At 34.1% G+C, this 19,243-nt stretch carries 13 protein-coding genes and 1 CRISPR repeat array; of the genes, 9 read left to right on the top strand and 4 right to left on the bottom strand.

What is annotated here, in order from left to right:
• Positions 1–65: 65 nt before the first annotated feature.
• Positions 66–426: a CRISPR direct-repeat array (repeat unit 25 nt; unit sequence GTTTTTATTCCTTAAAGGTAGGATA).
• Between the two features lie 616 nt (positions 427–1,042).
• The 6 genes from BZ25_RS00005 to BZ25_RS00030 all read left to right on the top strand — a co-directional run bounded on the left by BZ25_RS00005 (position 1,043) and on the right by BZ25_RS00030 (position 5,594).
• Positions 1,043–2,005 carry a D-glycerate dehydrogenase gene (locus tag BZ25_RS00005; RefSeq protein WP_121567143.1) on the top strand — a complete coding sequence of 321 codons (963 nt, stop codon included), beginning with the start codon at positions 1,043–1,045 and terminating at the stop codon, positions 2,003–2,005.
• A 10-nt stretch (positions 2,006–2,015) separates the two neighbouring features.
• A complete protein-coding gene (locus BZ25_RS00010; protein WP_121567144.1) occupies positions 2,016–2,666 on the top strand; it encodes an endonuclease III domain-containing protein in 651 nt (216 codons plus the stop codon).
• Entirely contained in the window at positions 2,645–3,124 is a 480-nt protein-coding gene (gene tsaE, locus BZ25_RS00015) for a tRNA (adenosine(37)-N6)-threonylcarbamoyltransferase complex ATPase subunit type 1 TsaE (protein ID WP_121567145.1), read from the top strand. The genes BZ25_RS00010 and tsaE overlap by 22 nt, the downstream gene beginning before the upstream one ends.
• 4 nt (positions 3,125–3,128) lie before the next feature.
• Positions 3,129–4,127, top strand: a complete 999-nt coding sequence (locus BZ25_RS00020; RefSeq protein WP_121567146.1) for a hypothetical protein — start codon at positions 3,129–3,131, stop codon at positions 4,125–4,127.
• Entirely contained in the window at positions 4,120–5,145 is a 1,026-nt protein-coding gene (queA, locus tag BZ25_RS00025) for a tRNA preQ1(34) S-adenosylmethionine ribosyltransferase-isomerase QueA (RefSeq protein ID WP_121567147.1), read from the top strand. The genes BZ25_RS00020 and queA overlap by 8 nt, the downstream gene beginning before the upstream one ends.
• 74 nt (positions 5,146–5,219) lie before the next feature.
• Positions 5,220–5,594, top strand: a complete 375-nt coding sequence (locus tag BZ25_RS00030; protein ID WP_121567148.1) for a flagellar protein FlaG — start codon at positions 5,220–5,222, stop codon at positions 5,592–5,594.
• Between the two features lie 3 nt (positions 5,595–5,597).
• On the opposite strand, the gene BZ25_RS00035 is transcribed toward BZ25_RS00030, so the two are convergent.
• Complete coding sequence (locus BZ25_RS00035; protein WP_121567149.1) at positions 5,598–6,503, bottom strand: tRNA-dihydrouridine synthase; 906 nt, start codon at positions 6,501–6,503, stop codon at positions 5,598–5,600.
• Between the two features lie 486 nt (positions 6,504–6,989).
• Here BZ25_RS00035 and BZ25_RS00040 point away from each other — a divergent pair, with 486 nt between their 5' ends.
• The 3 genes from BZ25_RS00040 to BZ25_RS00050 all read left to right on the top strand — a co-directional run bounded on the left by BZ25_RS00040 (position 6,990) and on the right by BZ25_RS00050 (position 12,202).
• A complete protein-coding gene (locus BZ25_RS00040; protein ID WP_121567150.1) occupies positions 6,990–8,708 on the top strand; it encodes an ABC transporter ATP-binding protein in 1,719 nt (572 codons plus the stop codon).
• A 135-nt stretch (positions 8,709–8,843) separates the two neighbouring features.
• Complete coding sequence (locus tag BZ25_RS00045; RefSeq protein ID WP_121567151.1) at positions 8,844–10,550, top strand: ABC transporter ATP-binding protein; 1,707 nt, start codon at positions 8,844–8,846, stop codon at positions 10,548–10,550.
• A gap of 380 nt (positions 10,551–10,930) precedes the next feature.
• Positions 10,931–12,202 (top strand): MFS transporter, encoded by a 1,272-nt coding sequence (locus tag BZ25_RS00050; protein WP_121567152.1) that lies wholly within the window; start codon positions 10,931–10,933, stop codon positions 12,200–12,202.
• 27 nt (positions 12,203–12,229) lie between these two features.
• On the opposite strand, the gene BZ25_RS00055 is transcribed toward BZ25_RS00050, so the two are convergent.
• The 3 genes from BZ25_RS00055 to BZ25_RS00065 are packed head-to-tail and all read right to left on the bottom strand — an operon-like array spanning position 12,230 to position 19,242.
• On the bottom strand, positions 12,230–15,610 hold the full coding sequence (locus BZ25_RS00055; protein ID WP_199676814.1) for a TaqI-like C-terminal specificity domain-containing protein: 3,381 nt from the start codon (positions 15,608–15,610) through the stop codon (positions 12,230–12,232).
• Positions 15,600–18,863: a helicase-related protein gene (locus BZ25_RS00060; protein WP_121567154.1), complete on the bottom strand. Its 3,264-nt coding sequence runs from the start codon at positions 18,861–18,863 to the stop codon at positions 15,600–15,602. Before BZ25_RS00060 ends, BZ25_RS00055 begins: the two co-directional genes overlap by 11 nt.
• A 40-nt stretch (positions 18,864–18,903) precedes the next feature.
• The gene (locus BZ25_RS00065; RefSeq protein ID WP_121567155.1) at positions 18,904–19,242 is read right to left on the bottom strand and encodes a NifB/NifX family molybdenum-iron cluster-binding protein; all 339 of its coding nucleotides are present in this window, start codon (positions 19,240–19,242) and stop codon (positions 18,904–18,906) included.
• Between the last annotated feature and the right edge of the window lies 1 nt (position 19,243).

Below are 19,243 nucleotides of genomic sequence, written 5' to 3' on the forward strand. Positions count from 1 at the left end.
GTTTTTATTCCTTAAAGGTAGGATATACACTATTTCGGAGGAAGTGAAATGTTTTCTAATTGGATGTTTTTATTCCTTAAAGGTAGGATATACACTATTTCGGAGGAAGTGAAATGTTTTCTAATTGGATGTTTTTATTCCTTAAAGGTAGGATATACACCATCTCCTGTGGATGTTGAGGAAACACCTTCTCAACAAAGTTTTTATTCCTTAAAGGTAGGATATACACAAGATATGTTGGATGGAGAAATGAAATTTCTTTTGCGTTTTTATTCCTTAAAGGTAGGATAGACACTTGTATCTGCTGTCGGGCACCCCGACACCGCGAAGGTGTGTTTTTATTCCTTAAAGGTAGGATAGACACAGAGTTGTTAAGAGAAGAATAAAGGACTTTACTACGAGTTTTTATTCCTTAGAGGTAGGCTAAGACACAAGCGTCATTTGCTACGCAAATGAGAATTAGGAAAGAGTTTTCTAAGGCATTATGAAAAATTCTTTTTGCACAAAGCGACAAAAATAGTGTATCATAAAAAATTACATTTGTCAAGCAAAACTTTGAGGAATTGTTAAAAATCAATTCAAAGGCTTATGGAACAAACCTTGTGACTTTTAGCACTTGTCTGTCGATCCCCCGGGTTTTTTACCTTATTGGAGGTCGACAGACGTTTTTTTTATATCATTTTCTGTTTTAGGTTAAATAGGTAAATATTAGTTTATTGGAAGTTAATCCAAGCGGTTTTGTGTTTAACTTGAGGTTGATCGTCGTTTGCGGGGCAAACGAGAATAAGGAAAGAACTTTTAAATCATTACAAATAAAACGCTTTGCAAGAAACAGCAAAAAACGTTTTGCACAAATCGGCAAAATTTAGTGCTTAGTTTTATATCATGATATAATTAAAGCGAATATTTGAGAATGCCACAAGAAGCAAAGTTTTCTTCGATTCATCTTTTTTATAGGTGGGCAGTCGGACGAAAGAGTGCTAAAAACTTTTATAGTCTAAAAACATTAAAAATACCCAATCTCAATTAGGAGGTCCAAAAAATGAAAAAAGTCTCAATAACCTATAAAATCCCTGAAGCAGGCATTGATTTGCTAAAAGGGAAATACGATATTTGGGTTAATCCAAAGGATAAGCTACTCACCAAAGAAGAATTAAAAGAAATAGCGAAAGAATCTGACGCATTAATTACCATGTTGGCAGATCCGATTGATAAAGAAGAGTTAGAAGCAGGTAAAGATAGGTTGAAAATCGTTGCAAATTACGCTGTTGGCTACAACAACATCGATATCGAAAAAGCAAAGGAGTTAGGGATATATGTAACTAATACCCCTGATGTATTAACCGAAACCACAGCTGATTTAGCCTGGGCGTTGATGTTAGCTGTTGCCAGACGAATCGTCGAGTCTGATGCCTTTACAAGAGAAGGTAAATTTGATGGTTGGAAGCCTGAATTGTTTCTCGGAACTGATGTATACGGTAAAACCTTGGGTCTTATAGGATTTGGAAGTATAGGTCAAGCAGTTGCCAGAAGGGCAATAGGGTTCAATATGAAAGTTTATTACTATCAGAGGCATCGCCTTTCCAGTGAAGAAGAAAAAGCTTTGAATGCCACTTATTTACCGTTGGATGAGCTTTTGAAGGTTTCTGATTATGTGAGTTTACATGTGCCTTTGACTAGCGATACTTATCATATGTTGGATAGAGAAAAATTATCGCTAATAAAGAAATCTGCCTTTGTTATCAACACGGCAAGAGGACCTGTGATAGATGAACAAGTGCTATACGAAAAATTAAAAAATAAAGAGATCGCAGGTGCTGCGTTAGACGTGTATGAGAATGAACCACAATTAACACCTGGATTAAAAGATTTGGATAACGTTGTACTAACACCGCACATTGGATCTGCTTCACATGAGACAAGAAGTCGAATGGCTCAGATGGTAGCAAGAGACATCATACAAGCTTTGGAAGGGGAAACACCTGAACATCTAATATGGAGGTAGAAATTAAATATTGAATAGAGTATATGAAATATACAAGGATCTTTACGATTATTACGGTCCACAGCATTGGTGGCCTGCAGACGATTGGTTCGAAGTAACTGTGGGGGCTATTTTAACACAAAATACTTCCTGGAACAATGTCGAAAAATCTATCGAAAATTTGAAGCAACTCGATCTATTAGAACCAGAAAAACTATCTAAAATCGAAGAAGATGATTTAGCTCAATTGATAAGATCTTCGGGTTTTTACAATCTCAAAAGTAAACGTTTGAAAAACTTCTTAGAATGGTTAAAAAAATATAATTATGATACAGATAAGATTAAAAATAAAAGTGTAACCTCTTTAAGGGAAGAACTGTTAAGTATAAAGGGCATAGGAAAAGAAACCGCTGATTCTATACTTTTATACGCCTTTGAAATGCCAGTTTTTGTTATCGATGCTTATACGAAAAGGATGTTTTCACGATTGGGTTTGATATCGGGTAAAGAATACGACGAGTTTCAAGATTTCTTCGAGAAAAACCTGACAAAAGATGTTCAGCTTTACAACGAATACCATGCGTTGATAGTTAAACATTCAAAAGTTTACTGTAAAAAGGTGCCTAAATGTTCTGATTGTTTTCTAAAAGAAAAATGTAATTGGGGAGTGAACAACCTATAATATCTTACGACAAGCTTGACCTTAAACAAATTCAAAAACTTGGAGAAACTATTTCTAAATATCTTTTTCCTGGTGCAAAATTATTACTTTTTGGCAATCTGGGAACGGGGAAAACCACGTTGACATCGTATATAGTTAACAGCTTGAGCGGAACCCCCATAAATGTAACAAGTCCTACTTTTTCTCTAGTAAAGGTATATGATACGAATCCACCTATATATCACGTTGACTTGTATAGGTTGAACGATCCACAAGAGATAGAGTACTTGGATGTTTTTTTGGATCCTAAGGGGATATATATAATTGAATGGGCAGACTTTTTGGATTATTTAACCCCCGAAGAAAGATTGGAGATTCATATTTCGTACAATGAAGATATTAAGTATAGGGATGTAAAAATCGAAGGCTTTGGTGAAAAGTACAAAGAGATGGAGGCTATTATAGAAAAGGAGAAGTAGTTTTGTGTCAATTCAGAGAATTTTTAACGTTATCTCAGAAAAAGATTACAAAGAACATAGCCAAAAAGCAAGAAAAATAGTTGAAAAGGCTAATAGTATTCTCAGAAAACCTCGAGAACTAAACGAAAGGAAAATGTTTTGGGTTTACAGAGTTTTAGGAAAAGACGCCGAGCTAAAAATACCAAAAAAACATATAAACGATTTTCAATTTCTGATAATGCATATTTTAAAAAAACCGAAAGAGAATAGATTCAATGATTTAAAAAGTTATTACAAGTTAAAAGAAGAAACGATTGAGAACTTGAAATTTTTACTTTTTCCAGATAAGTTTCCACCAGGTGGCTACAATGAAAAACTAAAAAAGTACGGGGTGGAGTTTTACAATCCACAACTTATATTAAAAAGATTGGATTTTAAGGATTTTATAGACTTATACGCACTAATAACATACATACCTTTAGATGTGAAAACTCCTTTTGTACAAGACCTCATAGATGAGATTCTAAGCATAGATCCTCTTGATACAAAGATCTCATTGTACAAAAAAATAAAAGAAATATTTAAAAGTTTAGGCCCTTACGAAAAACAGATGGTGGAACTTCAACTGAAAAATATATCTTATTACCATTATAGGCTCATGAGCCAAGGATCGATTAAAGGCGTTATTATCGACGGTAGTAACGTTGTAAGGTACAACGATCAAGAAAGCATAGTTAGATTGGTTGATTTATTGGATAATCTATACATAGAAAATATGACGTTTTTCCCTGCAATAATAGTATTCGACAAAAACATTGAATACGTTTTAAAAAGTGAGGATGACAAGGACATTTTAAAGAAAATGTCAGAAAAAAAGAGGATTTACTTTGAATCACCTGCAGATGAATTGATCGTTCATTTTAGTAATAAACTTGGTTATTACATGATTTCACAGGATAAATTTAGTGAATATCGGTTTGATAAAGACAAATTACTGGAACTACGGAGGTTTGTAGATGAGTGAACAGAGCTTTGACTTAGAGCAATATGACTACGAATTACCTGAAGAGCTTATAGCCCAAGAACCTGTTGAACCAAGAGATAGCTGTAAGTTGATGGTGCTAAATAGAAGAGTAAAAAGTATCGAACACAAAGTTTTTAGGGATATAAAAAATTATTTACGCCCCGGCGATTTGCTTGTTTTAAATAATACCAGGGTTATTCCTGCAAGATTATACGGTAAAAAGGAAACAGGTGCAAAAGTTGAAGTCTTACTTTTAGAAAAAGATGGAAACGATAAAACATGGAAAGCTTTGGTAAAGCCGGGTGGAAAGATAAAAAAAGGCAACAAACTTATCTTTGAAGATGATTTAGTTTGCACAGTAGTAGAACATTTGGAAGATGGATCTAGAATTTTAGAATTTGACGATCCCAACTTTTTCTCAAAATTGCCAAGAATTGGCGAAGTCCCTTTACCGCCTTACATAAAAAAACAGATCGACGATCCAGAAAAATATCAAACTACTTACGCAAAAAACAATGGTGCGGTGGCTGCACCAACCGCTGGTTTACATTTCACACAAGAGTTAATAGACGAGCTTACAGATTACGGCGTAAATTTCACTGAAGTCACTCTTCATGTCGGTTTGGGAACCTTTAGACCCGTTAAAGAGGCGGACATTAGAAACCACCAAATACACGAAGAGTATTATACCGTGCCAAAAAGTGTGCTTCACGACATAGTTAGAGCCAAAGCTAACGGTAAAAGGGTTATAGCCACAGGAACAACCGTTGTTAGAACGCTCGAATCGATTGCCAGAAATCCTGACAAACTCGCTGGTAAAACAGATCTATACATATACCCACCTTTTGAATTTAAAATAATAGATGCTATGATCACCAATTTCCATCTACCAAGATCCTCACTTCTTTTTCTTGTTTCAGCGTTTGCTGATCGTGATTTTATAATGAACTCATATGAAATTGCAAAAGAAAATAAATATCGATTCTTTTCTTTTGGTGACGCAATGTTCATAATGTAATTTTTTAAATATTAAAGTTTATTAAATATCAGACGATAAAAAAGTGAATAATAATTTTAAGGTCGGGTGATATTATGGGAATATCAAATATTGGGGGTAAAGAAGATTTTTCCATTAACAATCCTATAGCCAATAGACAGCACTTTGAAATGGCGAACGCCAATCTGAAAAATCCTGAAGATTCAAACCAGCCGATCCAAAAAGAAGAGGTTATGCCAGATGAACTTGACAAAGTCACAAAAATAATTGAAGACAGATTAAAAAAGTTATCAAAAATCTTCAAAGGAGAGGCGAAGTTTGAAATAGAAAGGGATTTGGATATTATTGTTGTAAAAATTATAGATAAAGACAGCAAGGAAATTATACGACAGATACCACCTGAAGTGTCTGTGAAACTTGCCAAAGCCCTAAACGATGTTCAAGGGATATTGTTGGATGAAATAGCGTAATTATTAATGTTTTAATGTTGTATAAACCAGACCGGCGACATCGTTATAAGATAAAAGCATATGTAACTTTCTTCTTATCTCCTTTGCACCTTCAATACCAGAAAAGTATTTCATTAATACTTTTCTGAATTTTTTTACTGCGTAAACCTCTGAACCATAGAATTCAATTGTAAGTTTCAAGTGCTCTAAACAAGTATCTATTCTCTCATCTAAAGTTGGATTATAATTATTCTTTGTGAATATCCAAGGGTTACCAATAGCGCCCCTTGCAACTAAAACAAAATCCGCACCATAATTCATCAAATAATCATCTATATCTTTTCTACTGAACACATCACCGCTAGCCCCTATAGAAATACGGATCTTTCCCTTTAACTTTTTTATTACTTCCCTATTTGCAATTCCACTGTACATTTGTGACCTAGTTCTACCATGAACAATAATATAATCAGAACCTGCTTCTTGGACTGTTTGTGCTACTTCTTCTATATTTATTTGATCGTATCCTAATCTTACCTTTACTCCTACGGGCAAATCAATACTCTTTTTAAGATTAAAAACGATATCTCCCAATAATTTTGGATCTTTTAACAAAGCTGCCCCTGAACCTTTTTTCACTACTTTATTAACAGGGCAAGCAGCGTTTATATCGATCCAACTAGCTAAACCTTGGACAGCTTTGGCTGCTTCGACGAATTTTGTTGCGTCGTTGCCAAAAAGTTGCACACCTATATTATCTTCACCCTTTTGGGGAAGCATTTTTTCAACTTTCTCATTTTCCCTTATTATGGAATCTACTGAAATCATTTCAGTAAAAGTAAAATCTGCTCCAAATCTTCTGCAAATCTCCCTAAAAGGGTAGTCTGTATAATCCGCCATCGGAGCTAAACCAATTTTATTTTCTAACATTCATTTACTCCTCCTGAATCTTATTCGTGATTTATTTTAGCTTTTTTCGTTAAACAACTATATACACCAATTTTAAATCTCAATACAATACGTTAAATCAAAAATTTTTAGTAAAAATATAAAAATTATTGAATTTTTTTATTTTTATGCTTGACAATCTTTATTTTATTTGTTATAATTTTTTTGAAATATTTTATTTAGGTTTAAAATAATTAAAGGGGGTTATAAAAATGTTGAGAAGACCACAGAAAAAAATTAAGAAAGTAGAATCTTATTACACGGCTTATGATTTACTATCTGATGAATTATGGCAGGTTTATCTCGAAAACATCAGAAGATTGTAAAAATTAAAGACTATGGACGAGGAGAGGGAAATCCCGCTCTCCCTTCCTTAAATGGGTGGGGAGCGGGGCGAAGGGGCGCTAACACAAGTTTTTAGAGTTTCTAAAGAAACTAATAACTTATAAAAAGGAGGAGATTTATCCAATGAAATCAAAAATAATTTCTTCTAACGTTAAAAGATTATTCGAATATTCAAAAAAGTACAAAAAGATTCATCTATACATTTATCTTTTTTCAATTCCAATCACGTTTTTTTTCATAGCCAATCCCTATATTTTGAGATACATGATCGATGAAGTTATATTTCAAAACAAGTTTTCCCTTCTCTTACCTTCCATGTTGGCGTATATAACTGTGGTAGTGGGCCAAGTGGTTCTGGCCTTTTTTGAAAATTATTATGCAAGTGCAAGTGAAGCAGATGTGATAAAGAATGAACAATTGACTTTATACGAAAAAGTTCAAAAGATTCCTTCTGCTTACAACTCAGACAGCCAAATTGGAGATTTCCTCGCTAGGATCACCTCTGATATTGATGAAATAGCCAACTTTCTCGTACTAACAAAACCCGTGATAATCTTAAACATCATCGATGTTTTCATTATTTTAATTGTTTTATCAACTTTTAGTTGGCAGCTTACTTTGTTGGTTCTTGCAACGATACCGTTATATTATTGGGTATTAAACCATTTCAATAAAAGGTTATTAGATGCTTCAAAGAAAGAAAGAAAAGAATACAGCAAGGTCATGGAAAGTCTGAGAGAAAAGATTGAAGGGATAAATATTATAAAGTTATTTGCGAAAGAACAGCTTTTTCATAAAAAATTAGAAAAGGACACCGAGGATTGGAGAAAGGAAAAGAGAAAGTACGTCTGGAATGTTACCGGTTTAGATCAGGGTATGATTTTTGTAATAACGATAACAACTCCATTAGTAATAGGTTTAGGTGGTTATATGGTGATGTCTAATACCATTACAATTGGTAGTTTAATGGCTTTTTATTCCTTTTCAAGCTGGTTGTATAACCCTTTGAGGATGATCAATGAGCAACTAGCCCAATTACAAAGAGGAGACTCATTGGCAGAAAGATTCTTTGAAATCCTTGATATGCCTGAAGAGGAAGATGATGGTATATATCCTTTCCCTGAGGATTACGATGTCGAATACAAAAACGTCTCATTCAAGTACAGAGACGACATAGTTTTGAAAAACATAAATCTCACCATTGGCAAAAACGAAAAGGTAGCCTTGGTAGGAACGAGTGGATCTGGTAAAAGTACAATGGTGAGTCTTCTTGTGAGATTATACGATCCCACAAACGGTGAAATAATTCTGGGGAATAAAAACATAAAAGATTACAAATTACAAGAAATCAGAGAAAAGATAAAGTTAGTCAGAGGTAACGAGCCCTTATTCAACATGACGGTCAAAGAAAACATAATGCTGGATGATGAATTCAGTGAAGAGGAGTTCATGAAGGCGGTAAAGAAAGCGAAGGTAGATAAATTCATAGGGCTTTTAGATGAAGGATACGACACGGTAGTAGGAGAAAGGGGAAGTAAGCTATCGGATGGGCAAAGGCAGAGAGTAGCGATAGCAAGAGCATTGATAAGGGAACCAAAGGTATTGATATTGGATGAAGCAACGTCAGGGGTAGATTCACAGACAGAAGAAGAAATATTCGATGAATTGAAAGAGTACGAGATGACTTTGATCATAATATCCCACAGATTATCAACGATAAGAAAAGCAGATAAGGTGATACTGTTGAAAGATGGAGAGATAAGAGGAGAAGGAATGCACAAAGAGTTACTAAAAAATTCTCCCATTTACAAAGAAATAATAGAAAGTCAGTTGGTTGTATGAAAGTCTGATTAGCAATTATGTTCGTAAGAGAACCAAAAATGGTTAATTTTGAAAAGATATTCATCTCATATACTAATGGGAGTAACAGTTGAATCAAACTCTTAAAAATTTCCTTTATAGGGGAGGAGTCAAGGTATGAATTTACACTCGAGAAGATTGATAAGATATGGTATAAAAAATTATAAAAAGTATATGATTTTCATATTTCTCTTGGGTGTTGTTAGTTTAGTATTAGCAACTTTGAGGCCTTTTTTCATTCAGTATTTAATCGACGATATAATAACTTTTCAAAGAATCAACATACTTCCTTTTTTCCTTGCTTTTTTAATAGGTATCGTCGCTTTAGAAAGAGTTTTCGCTTATTTTTTTAATACTTATCATAGAAAAGTTAACTTTTTAACTATTAAAAACGAGCAAATAAACCTTTATAATAAAATTCAAAAATCAAAATTTGTTGATTATTCTAAGATTGATTCTGGAGATATAATGAGTAGGTTATTGTCAGATATTGAGGAAAATGCTTATACAATGGCCCTTGTTCTACCAACGATGTGTTTTAACTTTTTGAATTTAATCATTATTTCTATTATATTGGCTTATCTAAATTGGCAACTATTTTTGATTGTACTTGCTTCTTTACCTTTCTATTGGCTTATTATAAGAAGTTCACAAACAAAATTGCAGAATTACTCAAAAATAGAAAGAAAATCTTTCGGGAAATTAACTTCTTCTATAAAAGAAAAGTTAGATGGTCAATTAATTATTAAAGTATTTGGGAAAAGAAAATACTTTTCAAATTCATTTTCCGCAGATGCGGAAGACTGGGCTACACAGGCGACTAAAGCAGGGATATTTCAAATAACCATTTTAAACATAGCCTTTTTCATTAGTTATGTAATTCCTGTTATTATCTTAGGATTAGGAGGATTACTTGTTATAAGAGGGAACATATCTTTGGGAACATTAATAGCTTTTTATTCTTTTGTACCATGGATATATGAACCCATAGGCATAATAAATGAAAATTTGGTCCAATTACAACGGGCTGAACCTCTGGCAGAAAGATTCTTTGAAATCCTTGATATGCCTGAAGAGGAAGATGATGGTATATATCCTTTCCCTGAGGATTACAATGCCGAATACAAAAATGTCTCATTTAAATACAGAGACGAGATAGTTTTGAAAAACATAAATCTCTTCATTGGCAAAAACGAAAAGCTAGCATTGGTAGGAACGAGTGGTTCCGGCAAAAGTACGATGGTGAGTCTTCTTGTCAGACTGTACGATCCCACAAACGGTAAAATACTATTAGGGAATAAAAACATAATAGATTACAAATTACAAGAAATCAGAGAAAAGATAAAGTTAGTCAGAGGTAACGAACCCTTATTCAACATGACGGTCAAAGAAAACATAATGCTTGATGATGAATTCACTGAAGAAGAATTCATGAAGGCGGTAAAGAAAGCGAAGGTAGACAAATTCATAGGGCTTTTAGATGAAGGATACGACACGGTAGTGGGAGAAAGGGGAAGTAAGTTATCTGATGGGCAAAGGCAGAGAGTAGCGATAGCAAGAGCATTGATAAGGGAACCAAAGGTATTGATACTGGATGAAGCAACGTCAGGGGTAGATTCTCAAACAGAAGAAGAAATATTCGATGAATTGAAAGAGTACCAGATGACTTTGATAATAATATCCCACAGATTATCAACGATAAGAAAAGCAGACAAAGTGATACTGTTGAAAGATGGAGAGATAAGAGGAGAAGGAGTACATGAAGAGTTACTAAAAAATTCTCCCATTTACAAAGAAATAATAGAAAGTCAGTTGGTTGTATGAAAGATTAATAAGCAATTATTCTTAAAAGAGAGAATGCACCCATATTAAAATAAGGCAAAAAAGAAGATTTGAAGGGGTTATTCCATCAACCATATTTGACATGGAGCTTAATCGAGTTTGAAATACCCGAAAATATATGTTAAAATTATAATAATTATTTCCTTATGGGTGAGCAGCCGCACGAAGTAGTGTGGATCTTCCCTTCCTTAGAGGGCGAACAGTGGGAAATCCTACTCACTCTTCCTTACAGGGCGGGCCGCGTGGCGAAAGAACAAAAGAATCTTTTCCTTATGGGTGGGCCTGCGGGGCAAAGGGGCGCTAAATCTAAAGTTTTAAGTTCATAAAAACACTATAACAAGATCAAAACAGGGGGAAGTTTTATGACAAATGAGCAAAAAAGAAATTTTTTGTTATATTCCGCTGGGAGGCTTGTATCTTTAATAGGAACTGGCGTACAAATGATTGCTTTACCGCTTTATATTCTTGATCTTACAGGCTCTGGAACCCTTATGGGTACATTTTCTCTTTTAAGCATGCTTCCAGGATTGATTTTTTCACCGATAGCAGGGGTTTTGGGAGATAGAAGAAATCGAAAGAAAATTATGGTGAATATGGACTATTTACGAGGGATAATTATACTTTTTATGGCATATTCAGCCTATCAAGGTTGGATGAGCATCGCTTTTATCTTCACTGCCCAAGTATTTATTTCTATATTAGACAGTGTTTTCGGCGGCTCAACCAATGCGATGCTTCCGGACTTAGTCCCTATTGAATTCCTCACAAAAGCAAATTCGCTAAATTCTTCAATAAATGGTATTTCTAATATTATAGGACCAATCCTTGGTGGAATCATATACGGATTTGGCGGAATAAAAGTTGTGTTTCTTATAAATGGAATTTCCTTCGTTATTTCTGCTATAAGCGAAATGTTTATTACTTACGTACCACATTTTGAAGGTAAGCAGAAAATATCCTTTAAATCCATGTTTTCAGACATCAAAGAAGGCTTAGTTTTTATAAGAGGAAGAAAGGGTTTGAAAGAACTGCTTTTATTTGCATTGGTTGTCAATTTTTTAATGGCTCCTATTCTTACGATTGTGCTCCCTTATGTATTAAGGCAAGAAATTGGGTTTACGAGCGAACAGTATGGAATCACACAATCATCTTTTACCGTGGGAATACTAATTGGCAGTATTTTAATTGGTACTATTTTTTCTAAAAGTAATCCAAAAAAATCTATGACACTCGGTTTAACAGTAGAGGCTGTCATGTTTTTCATCATTTCAGGTTTATTTTTTCCTAATATCGTTACCAAATTCGGAGGTGCCTCATGGACCTTCTTAATAATTTTGTACATAAACCTTATGATAATAGGTGTGAGCAATGCTTTTATAAATATACCTATTGATACCAACATGCAAAAAATGACACCAACCAACGTAAGATCTCGTGTTTTTACAGTTTTGGGGTTGATTGCTCAAGGAGCTGTACCTGTTGGTATGCAGATATATGGTATTCTTTTAGATTTAATGAAGGGATATCAAATTGCACTGTTTGCGAGCATAGTATCAGTTATTGTAATTATCCTCTTTTTAAAAATTGCACCAGAAGAAACGTTCAATCCTAAACCTGTTAGTGAAGAAGCGTGAAAGTCGAATCTTGATTAAATAAATTTATCATTTGTTGTTTTTTGAATATATATGTTTTTCCACAATCTTTATTTCTTCCTCTGTTAAACCATATAACGAATATACCAGTCTGTCTATCTCTTGTTCCCATTGGCTGGTATCCGTAAGAGGATTCTCCTTTTTGGTGGAAATGATTTTATCTACCAACTCTTCAATCTGCTGCACAACGGATTGATTGGATGGAGTGATGGGGGGAAGGGGGATTTTTTCAAAATTTGATTTTTGTCCAATTTTCACATTATTACCTAAATTTCCTGTAATTGCATTCAGGTAACGTTCAATTATTTTTGAGTTTAACAATCCAAGAAAATATTTTCTTTGATACTTACCACCGATCATATATTCATTACTTGATAAATATATTCCAGCTTCACAATACGAATATTCAGCAGAATCTTGAAATTGGCCATACACTACTTTCTCCTTCTCAAACTCTTGGTAGTAGGTACATGGACGAAGTTCCCACCAGTAATCTCCTTGATCGTCTCGTTTTTTAGCTTTTTCTTCGTACCGCTTTAAGTGGTCCATCAATGCTGGGAATTTCTCGTAAATAAATTCATCAGCTTTTTTATTTTTTCTGTTTTCATTTGTCCAACCAGCGGGAATTATTATCACCCACAATCCAGCCCATTCGTAATAGTAACGTTTGATGTCTCTGCCTCGAAGTATTGGTTTTATAATGGCTTCGGTGCGACGCCGTTCATCCTCGTCCTTGCAATTGTTCAAAATTTCTTCCCGCTTTTGGCTGTCAATAATAAATGCTTCGTTGAGTCCAGTTTTTATTCCATAATAAATTTTTACATCCCACTCTTTTAACGGTTTGCCTATTTGTTCTATCTTTTCTTTGAGTTTCTGTTCTGTAGCTGAGCCAATAAACCATGCATCTTTTGTGAGGCCAGTAAGTATAACACCGCGTTCTTTTAGTTGTGCCTTTATGTCTATAGGTTCGTTGTTTTCCCTTTGTAAGGTTACAGCTCTCAGTTTTTTCTCGTTAGGCTTTTTTTGAATTAATAGTATATTAGTGTCCACTGTGGCTGTTTCGAAGATGCCTGGACCTAAGTCAATTAGTATTTGTGGGTTGTACTTAGCAAAAAAGTTTCTTAGTTTTTCTCCATATCCTGCACGCATCCATTTGTTAGAGGTAATAAAGCAAAGTAAGCCGTTATCTTTTAGCAGTTGTATACCTCTTTCGTAGAAAAGAGTGTAAATATCTCCCGTTCGGGCAAAGGTTTCATAATTTAGTTTTTCATAAAGCTTTGCAAGTTTACCTCCATTTTTTTGGAGTTGAATATACGGAGGATTAGCAATTACAACATCAAAACCGCCGTTTTGATGAAACACTTCTGAGAAATAAACTTCAATATCAAATTCAGTATTGCCATTGGTGATTTTGCTGAAGAGTTCGTCAATCTGCTTTTTGTAATCTTGCTTTTTGGAAGGACTAGTCTCGCTAAAAAGCAAGGGTTTTGTTTTTTCTAAGTCATCGAAAAGCTGAAAATTTAAAAGCTTTTTCTCTATTTTAAGTAATGAATCTCCTTTAACTACTTTATAATCAAGATTGGGTAGTGGTTTTATGTTGTGAAAATCTTCTTCATCCACGATCATTGATAACCAAAATCTTAATTTGCATATTTCAACTGCCCCGTTATCTATGTCGACTCCATAGAGTGAGTTTTCAATGCAAGATCGCTTAAAATTATAAGTCTTTTCCTCTTTGTCAAGATAAATTGAAAGCAGTTTTCTCATTTTTACTATCTCATGCATCATCCCGATTGGAAAAGCGCCTGAGCCAACTGCTGGATCCAGTACTTTTATGTTTGCGAGCAGTTGATCTAATTCTTTTGCGTTTCGTCTTATGATTTCAGGAATTTGAGTTTCATAACGTGTTGTTTTCTGATCACCAGCTTGGATTCTTTCTTCTTTTTCAAGAGCAATGGCTTCTATTTCAGTAACTGAATCAGCTTTTTCTACAAACTTCTCTAAGGCTTTTCTTAAAACTTTGCCATGCATTTCTGTTTCGAGATAACTTATCAAACTTTCCTGACACATGTAGTGAACTATTTCTCTTGGTGTGTAATAGACGCCGTATTCTTTGTTGAATTTTGTTTCTAAACTTTTTTTACCTGATTTCAAAACTTTTTCATATTCTTCGAAGTTATCTTCTCTTATGGCATTTAGTTTTTCGTAGATTTTACCTAGAAGTTCAGGGTCTAAAGCAACTTCTTTTTCGAGTGGTTCTTCTTCGTTTACAGTGAAGTTGAATCTATCGAAGATATCAAGTATACCGTCTCCTTGGTCTGCTTCTTTCGTTTTATCGCTATTTGAAAAAAGATCATCAGGGATCATTATGTCAATTTCTACCCAATTATAATTATTTATGGGATCAAACAATCCACCATTTAAAAATGGTAATTTGCAGTCAAATCTGCTAAAGTAATGGTCGGCATCACTTCTATCGGTTCGTAATGCTTCGAAAAAGAGAGGTTCGAGGATGTCGTTATAAAAATTCTGATAATCTCCAAATTCTTTGTTGAACAATCTTCGCATAAAATCCTTTTGGCCTGTCCCCCAGGGTTGACCTTTTTTAACCCCGAACCAGCCTTTCTTTTGCAGGAAGTAAAGGAAAGTAATTTGAGATAAGAGTTTTTTGGTAAAGTCAACGGTGCTTATATTTTTTGCTTGAAATTCTTGTTTTACTTCTGGATTCTGCTTGACAATATTATCAAGTTCTAGTTTAGTTTTAATAAAAAGATCTCTGTATTTTTGGAAAAATTCATCTGTTACTATTTCGACGTTGAATGCTTCTTCTAAATCTTCAAGGGTTGGTTTGTATTCATCGTTCATTAGTATTGGGATAAACCTGCTTTGAGCAGTATGGCTATTTTCATTTTTACCAACGAGGAAAGACCATCTTTTTGCAGGTGTGAATTCTTCTTTGGCTTTGACCTTCCCAGGAATTGTTTGGTCAAAGTGATAATCCATCTTAACTAGCGAAAATCTCCAATCTTGATTCTCTGGTGAGACAAAGGCAACAAGAGCAGCATCTTTTAATTTCCCACCTCTTGAACCTTTTAAGTACCAAGCTATGAAGTTTCTTTGCATCGCTCTAGCTCGCTCAAGTGAGGTTTCTTTTTTTAACTGCACGATGAGTAAATCGATTTCTTTGCCATTATATGAATACTTGCCGATTCTTTCTAATGAACTTATGTAAGGTTCAAATGCATGGGAAATATAGCTACCTCTGTAGACAAAGGGCTTCTCTTCAAAGGATTTCAAGAGATTTTTAAGGAAAAGTAAAAAGTTATCTTTATTGAAAGGATTTTCGAAAATTTTAACTACAAGATTTCTGGCTTGTTCTCTATTCATCATTTTCCTCTCCTAAATACAGTGATAATATTACTTCTCTTTTACCTTCTGTTACAGCAGCAGTTTGTGCATAGTGGCTTTTAAGGAAGGTTGGTGAGATTTCACTTTGTAAAACACCAATAACTTTTAAGGGATTTTGTATCTCTTTGGAAATCTTGTTTAATGCAGTGAGGGTTTTCTTCACTGTTTGTTTGGGTATACCGCCTTCTTCAATTTTAGTTATAATTTGATCAAGATATTCTTCCTGTTCTTCTGTGAGTTGTTTTGCGTTTTTTTGGGTCACTTTTAAGATTTTGAGAAGTTCGATTTCATTTTTAGAACCTCTCTGGCGGGTGTCAACGATGATTTCTTCGATGGTTGCGTCATAGAATGTGCTTTTATTTTTATCTAATAGTTCATAGTAATGTTGAGTTAGAATATTTGTTCTTTTTTCATCAGGTGTACTCTCAAAAATTTTTGCGGCGGTTAAAAAATCTGTCTCTTTTGCTGGTTTGCTTTTACTTGATAGATAGAATTTCATCAATTTGCCTTTTCTGAAAAACGTTATCAGGGAATGAGGAAGAGCTATGTCTTTGAGCGGTTCAGAAAGTACCTTTGCAGAACGAGCTTTCTTTGGTAGGTGCTTTACTTTTTCAAAAAGTTCGGGATTATTTTTTTGGATATTTTCAATTAATTTTAAATACTTGAGTTCGCTTTCTTCTTTCTCTTCTTCTGGTTCAATAGTATCCTTTGAGAGTAATTTGTTAAATAATTCGTGAGAAGAGACAGGTTCTCCTTCGGTGAGAATCGAGGTGTCTCCACCAAGTAACGTTAAAAATGCTTCTATTTTTGAACGAGCTATGGTTGTTAACTCTATTTGGGAATCGGCTTGTTTGGTTGGGAAAAAGTTAAATGTATAAATTTTGCTAAACGGGGTATCTATACGGTTTATTCTCCCTACCCTTTGCATCAACCTTGTGGGGTTCCAAGGTATGTCATAGTTGATTACAATGTTTGACCTGTGTAGGTTAACGCCTTCAGAAAGTACTTCGGTGGAAATGAGTATTTTATAATCATCTTTTTGGTTTTTTGCCCTTGCATCGAAATTTTCTATTACTATGTCTTTAATTGTTTCTGGCGAATTTCCATGAAAAACAAGGGCAATGTTACCTAAAGAATTATTTATATTTTCACTTAAATACTCTGCAGTCTCTTTTGACTCTGTAAAGAGAATTATTTTCTTATTTTTCAAGATATTGTGGTTTTTCAAATTTTCAATTAGGGTTTCGAGTTTCGGGTCCCTTTTTATAGACTGCCACATTGTTCTTATTTCTTTTAGAATTTCAAGGTCTTTCTTTAGATCTTTTTCGAATTCTGGGTTAAAATCTTTACTTTCGTACTTTTCGGCTTTCCCTTCTTCTATAAGTTTCTGAATCGTTTCATCATCTTCAGCTTCGGATAGTTCGAAGATTTTGTTTATATACTTTTTGCTTATGTATACTCTTCCCTCTCTATACTCTTTAATAAACATTTCGTAGTAGTTGATGAATCGCTCTATGCTTTTTTTAAATGAATAGAAGCTACTTTCAAGGCGTTTTACTAGTAGAACTTTCATAAAGCCGACCATATTTTTTTGGGATTGTTCTTGTTGGGAATTTATACCTTTTTTTAAATAGAGTAAGGGTGTATAACGAGCATATTTGAACTCTTGTGTTATCAACCTTATACTTTCCATGAAGATGCTGTCTTCATGGTCGTTTAATTGATAATAAAATGGTTTGGGATCTTCTACTTGTGGGAATTTTATTTTGTTTTTCTTTAAATCTTCTGCAAAGTATTTTTCGATTTCCTTTCTTGTCCTTCTAACCATTAGATACTTTAATACTTTTTCGCGGATTTCTTTTGAATTACTTTTTGTAATTTCTAAGAATTTGTTGTAATCTTTTTGACGGTCAACTTTTTTTAACTTACTCTCGAGCCTTCCAAAGAACTCTTCTAGATTAGTAACGCCTGGAATATTGCTTTTTTTGGTATTCTGGAAGAGTTTAATGAGCGAGAGAAGATCCTTAGGTGAATTGTTATATGGGGTGGCGGATACTAAGATAACTCTTTTTCCACGTGCGATTTCAGCAATTTTTTCGTAGTTGATATTCGTCTCATTTCTGAAACGATGTGCCTCGTCAATAATTATATTTTTATATTCTCTTTGTTCTGTTAACCTTTTTGCCTCGTCAATTTTGCCGATTGATACAAAATTGGCTGGAAGATGAAAATCTGCGAAAGCATTTTGCCACGAACCGGGGTTGTTTTTATTAAGCAGAGCTGGTGGAGCTATAACAAGGGTTCTACCATCAAGCTGCCCTGCTAACATCGCACTCATGTAGGTTTTCCCGAGTCCTACTACGTCAGAAATAAAAACTCCACCGTATTCTTCTAGTATCCTTTTCGCATTTATAACAGCTTGCTTTTGGTATTCAAAACTTTTGAAATTCTCAGGAAAATATTGAGTGAAGATTTCATCGTTTTTACTTAGTTCTTCTTTAAAATACTCATACAGGAATTTGAGATAAAGTTGGTATGGGGTAATTGTTTGATTGAGCCAGGTTCTTTCGCTTATTGTTTGTATATATTTTTCACTGACATCTACAGCATCTTTCCATAGCTTTTCAAATTGCCGTTTTGCAAACTCGTAATCTGAACGGTTCTTTAACTCGACGTTGAATTCGAGGTTGTCTAGTAATCCAGATTGTGTAAAATTGCTTGAGCCAGTGATAACCCTTCCTACATCTCTGTCTCCCTCTTTGAAAGTCATAATGTATAATTTTGCATGAATATTTTGTGAGGGGTAAGCCTTTATTTCTAATTTTCCATCTTTTATCCATTCAACAAACTTTTGAACCCCTTCTTCAACATTTTGGTTATCTTCTGAATCACTCATCTCACTTTCTACCATCTTTTCAACCTCTTGTTTCGTTTCTGAATGTGACAGAATTTGATTTCCTGGTGTATTTATTAAATCGTAAGTTTCTTTACTAGTTCCAATTCCAATTAGTATTTTGATTTTTTCAGTTTTTTCTAGCCATTTATATATAAGATGAAATCCACTTATATAAAAGTATGCAACTAAACAATCGAAGGATTGACAATCCTTTATTAACTGTTCAAATCTATCTTTGAGGGTTTGATTGGGTGCGTTTGTTATAAACGTTAGATCTGACATTGATTTCACAACTTCATACGTGTTAATAGGTGGATAGGGATCGCTTCCTTTGTTCATATATTATTATCCCATCTCTTTTCTCTTTGATTTATTTTGATTATAGCCCTAAGAAACTTTGGTGGTCTAATGCTTTCACAATCTTTTTTTCGGCTTCTTGTATTGAGTCAGAGTTAATTATAAGGGGAGTATATCCCGATTTCATGATTACTTCTTTAGACTTTTTCCCCTTAGATTTTGCTACCCAAACATTGCAATCAGAAAGGATTTCCATTATATCTTCAACTTCTGAGTGTTTGTGCTGAGTAAAGTTATCGTTTATTCTTTCCTCAATGAAATTGAGCATACCATTTTCTAATTCATATATCCTATATTTCTCAGACATTCCAAAATGTGTGTTGTTTACACTGCTCCCTTTTATACCTAATGCTATCTTCATA

The organism is Petrotoga sp. Shatin.DS.tank11.9.2.9.3 (assembly GCF_003665005.1).
GTDB lineage: Bacteria > Thermotogota > Thermotogae > Petrotogales > Petrotogaceae > Petrotoga > Petrotoga mobilis.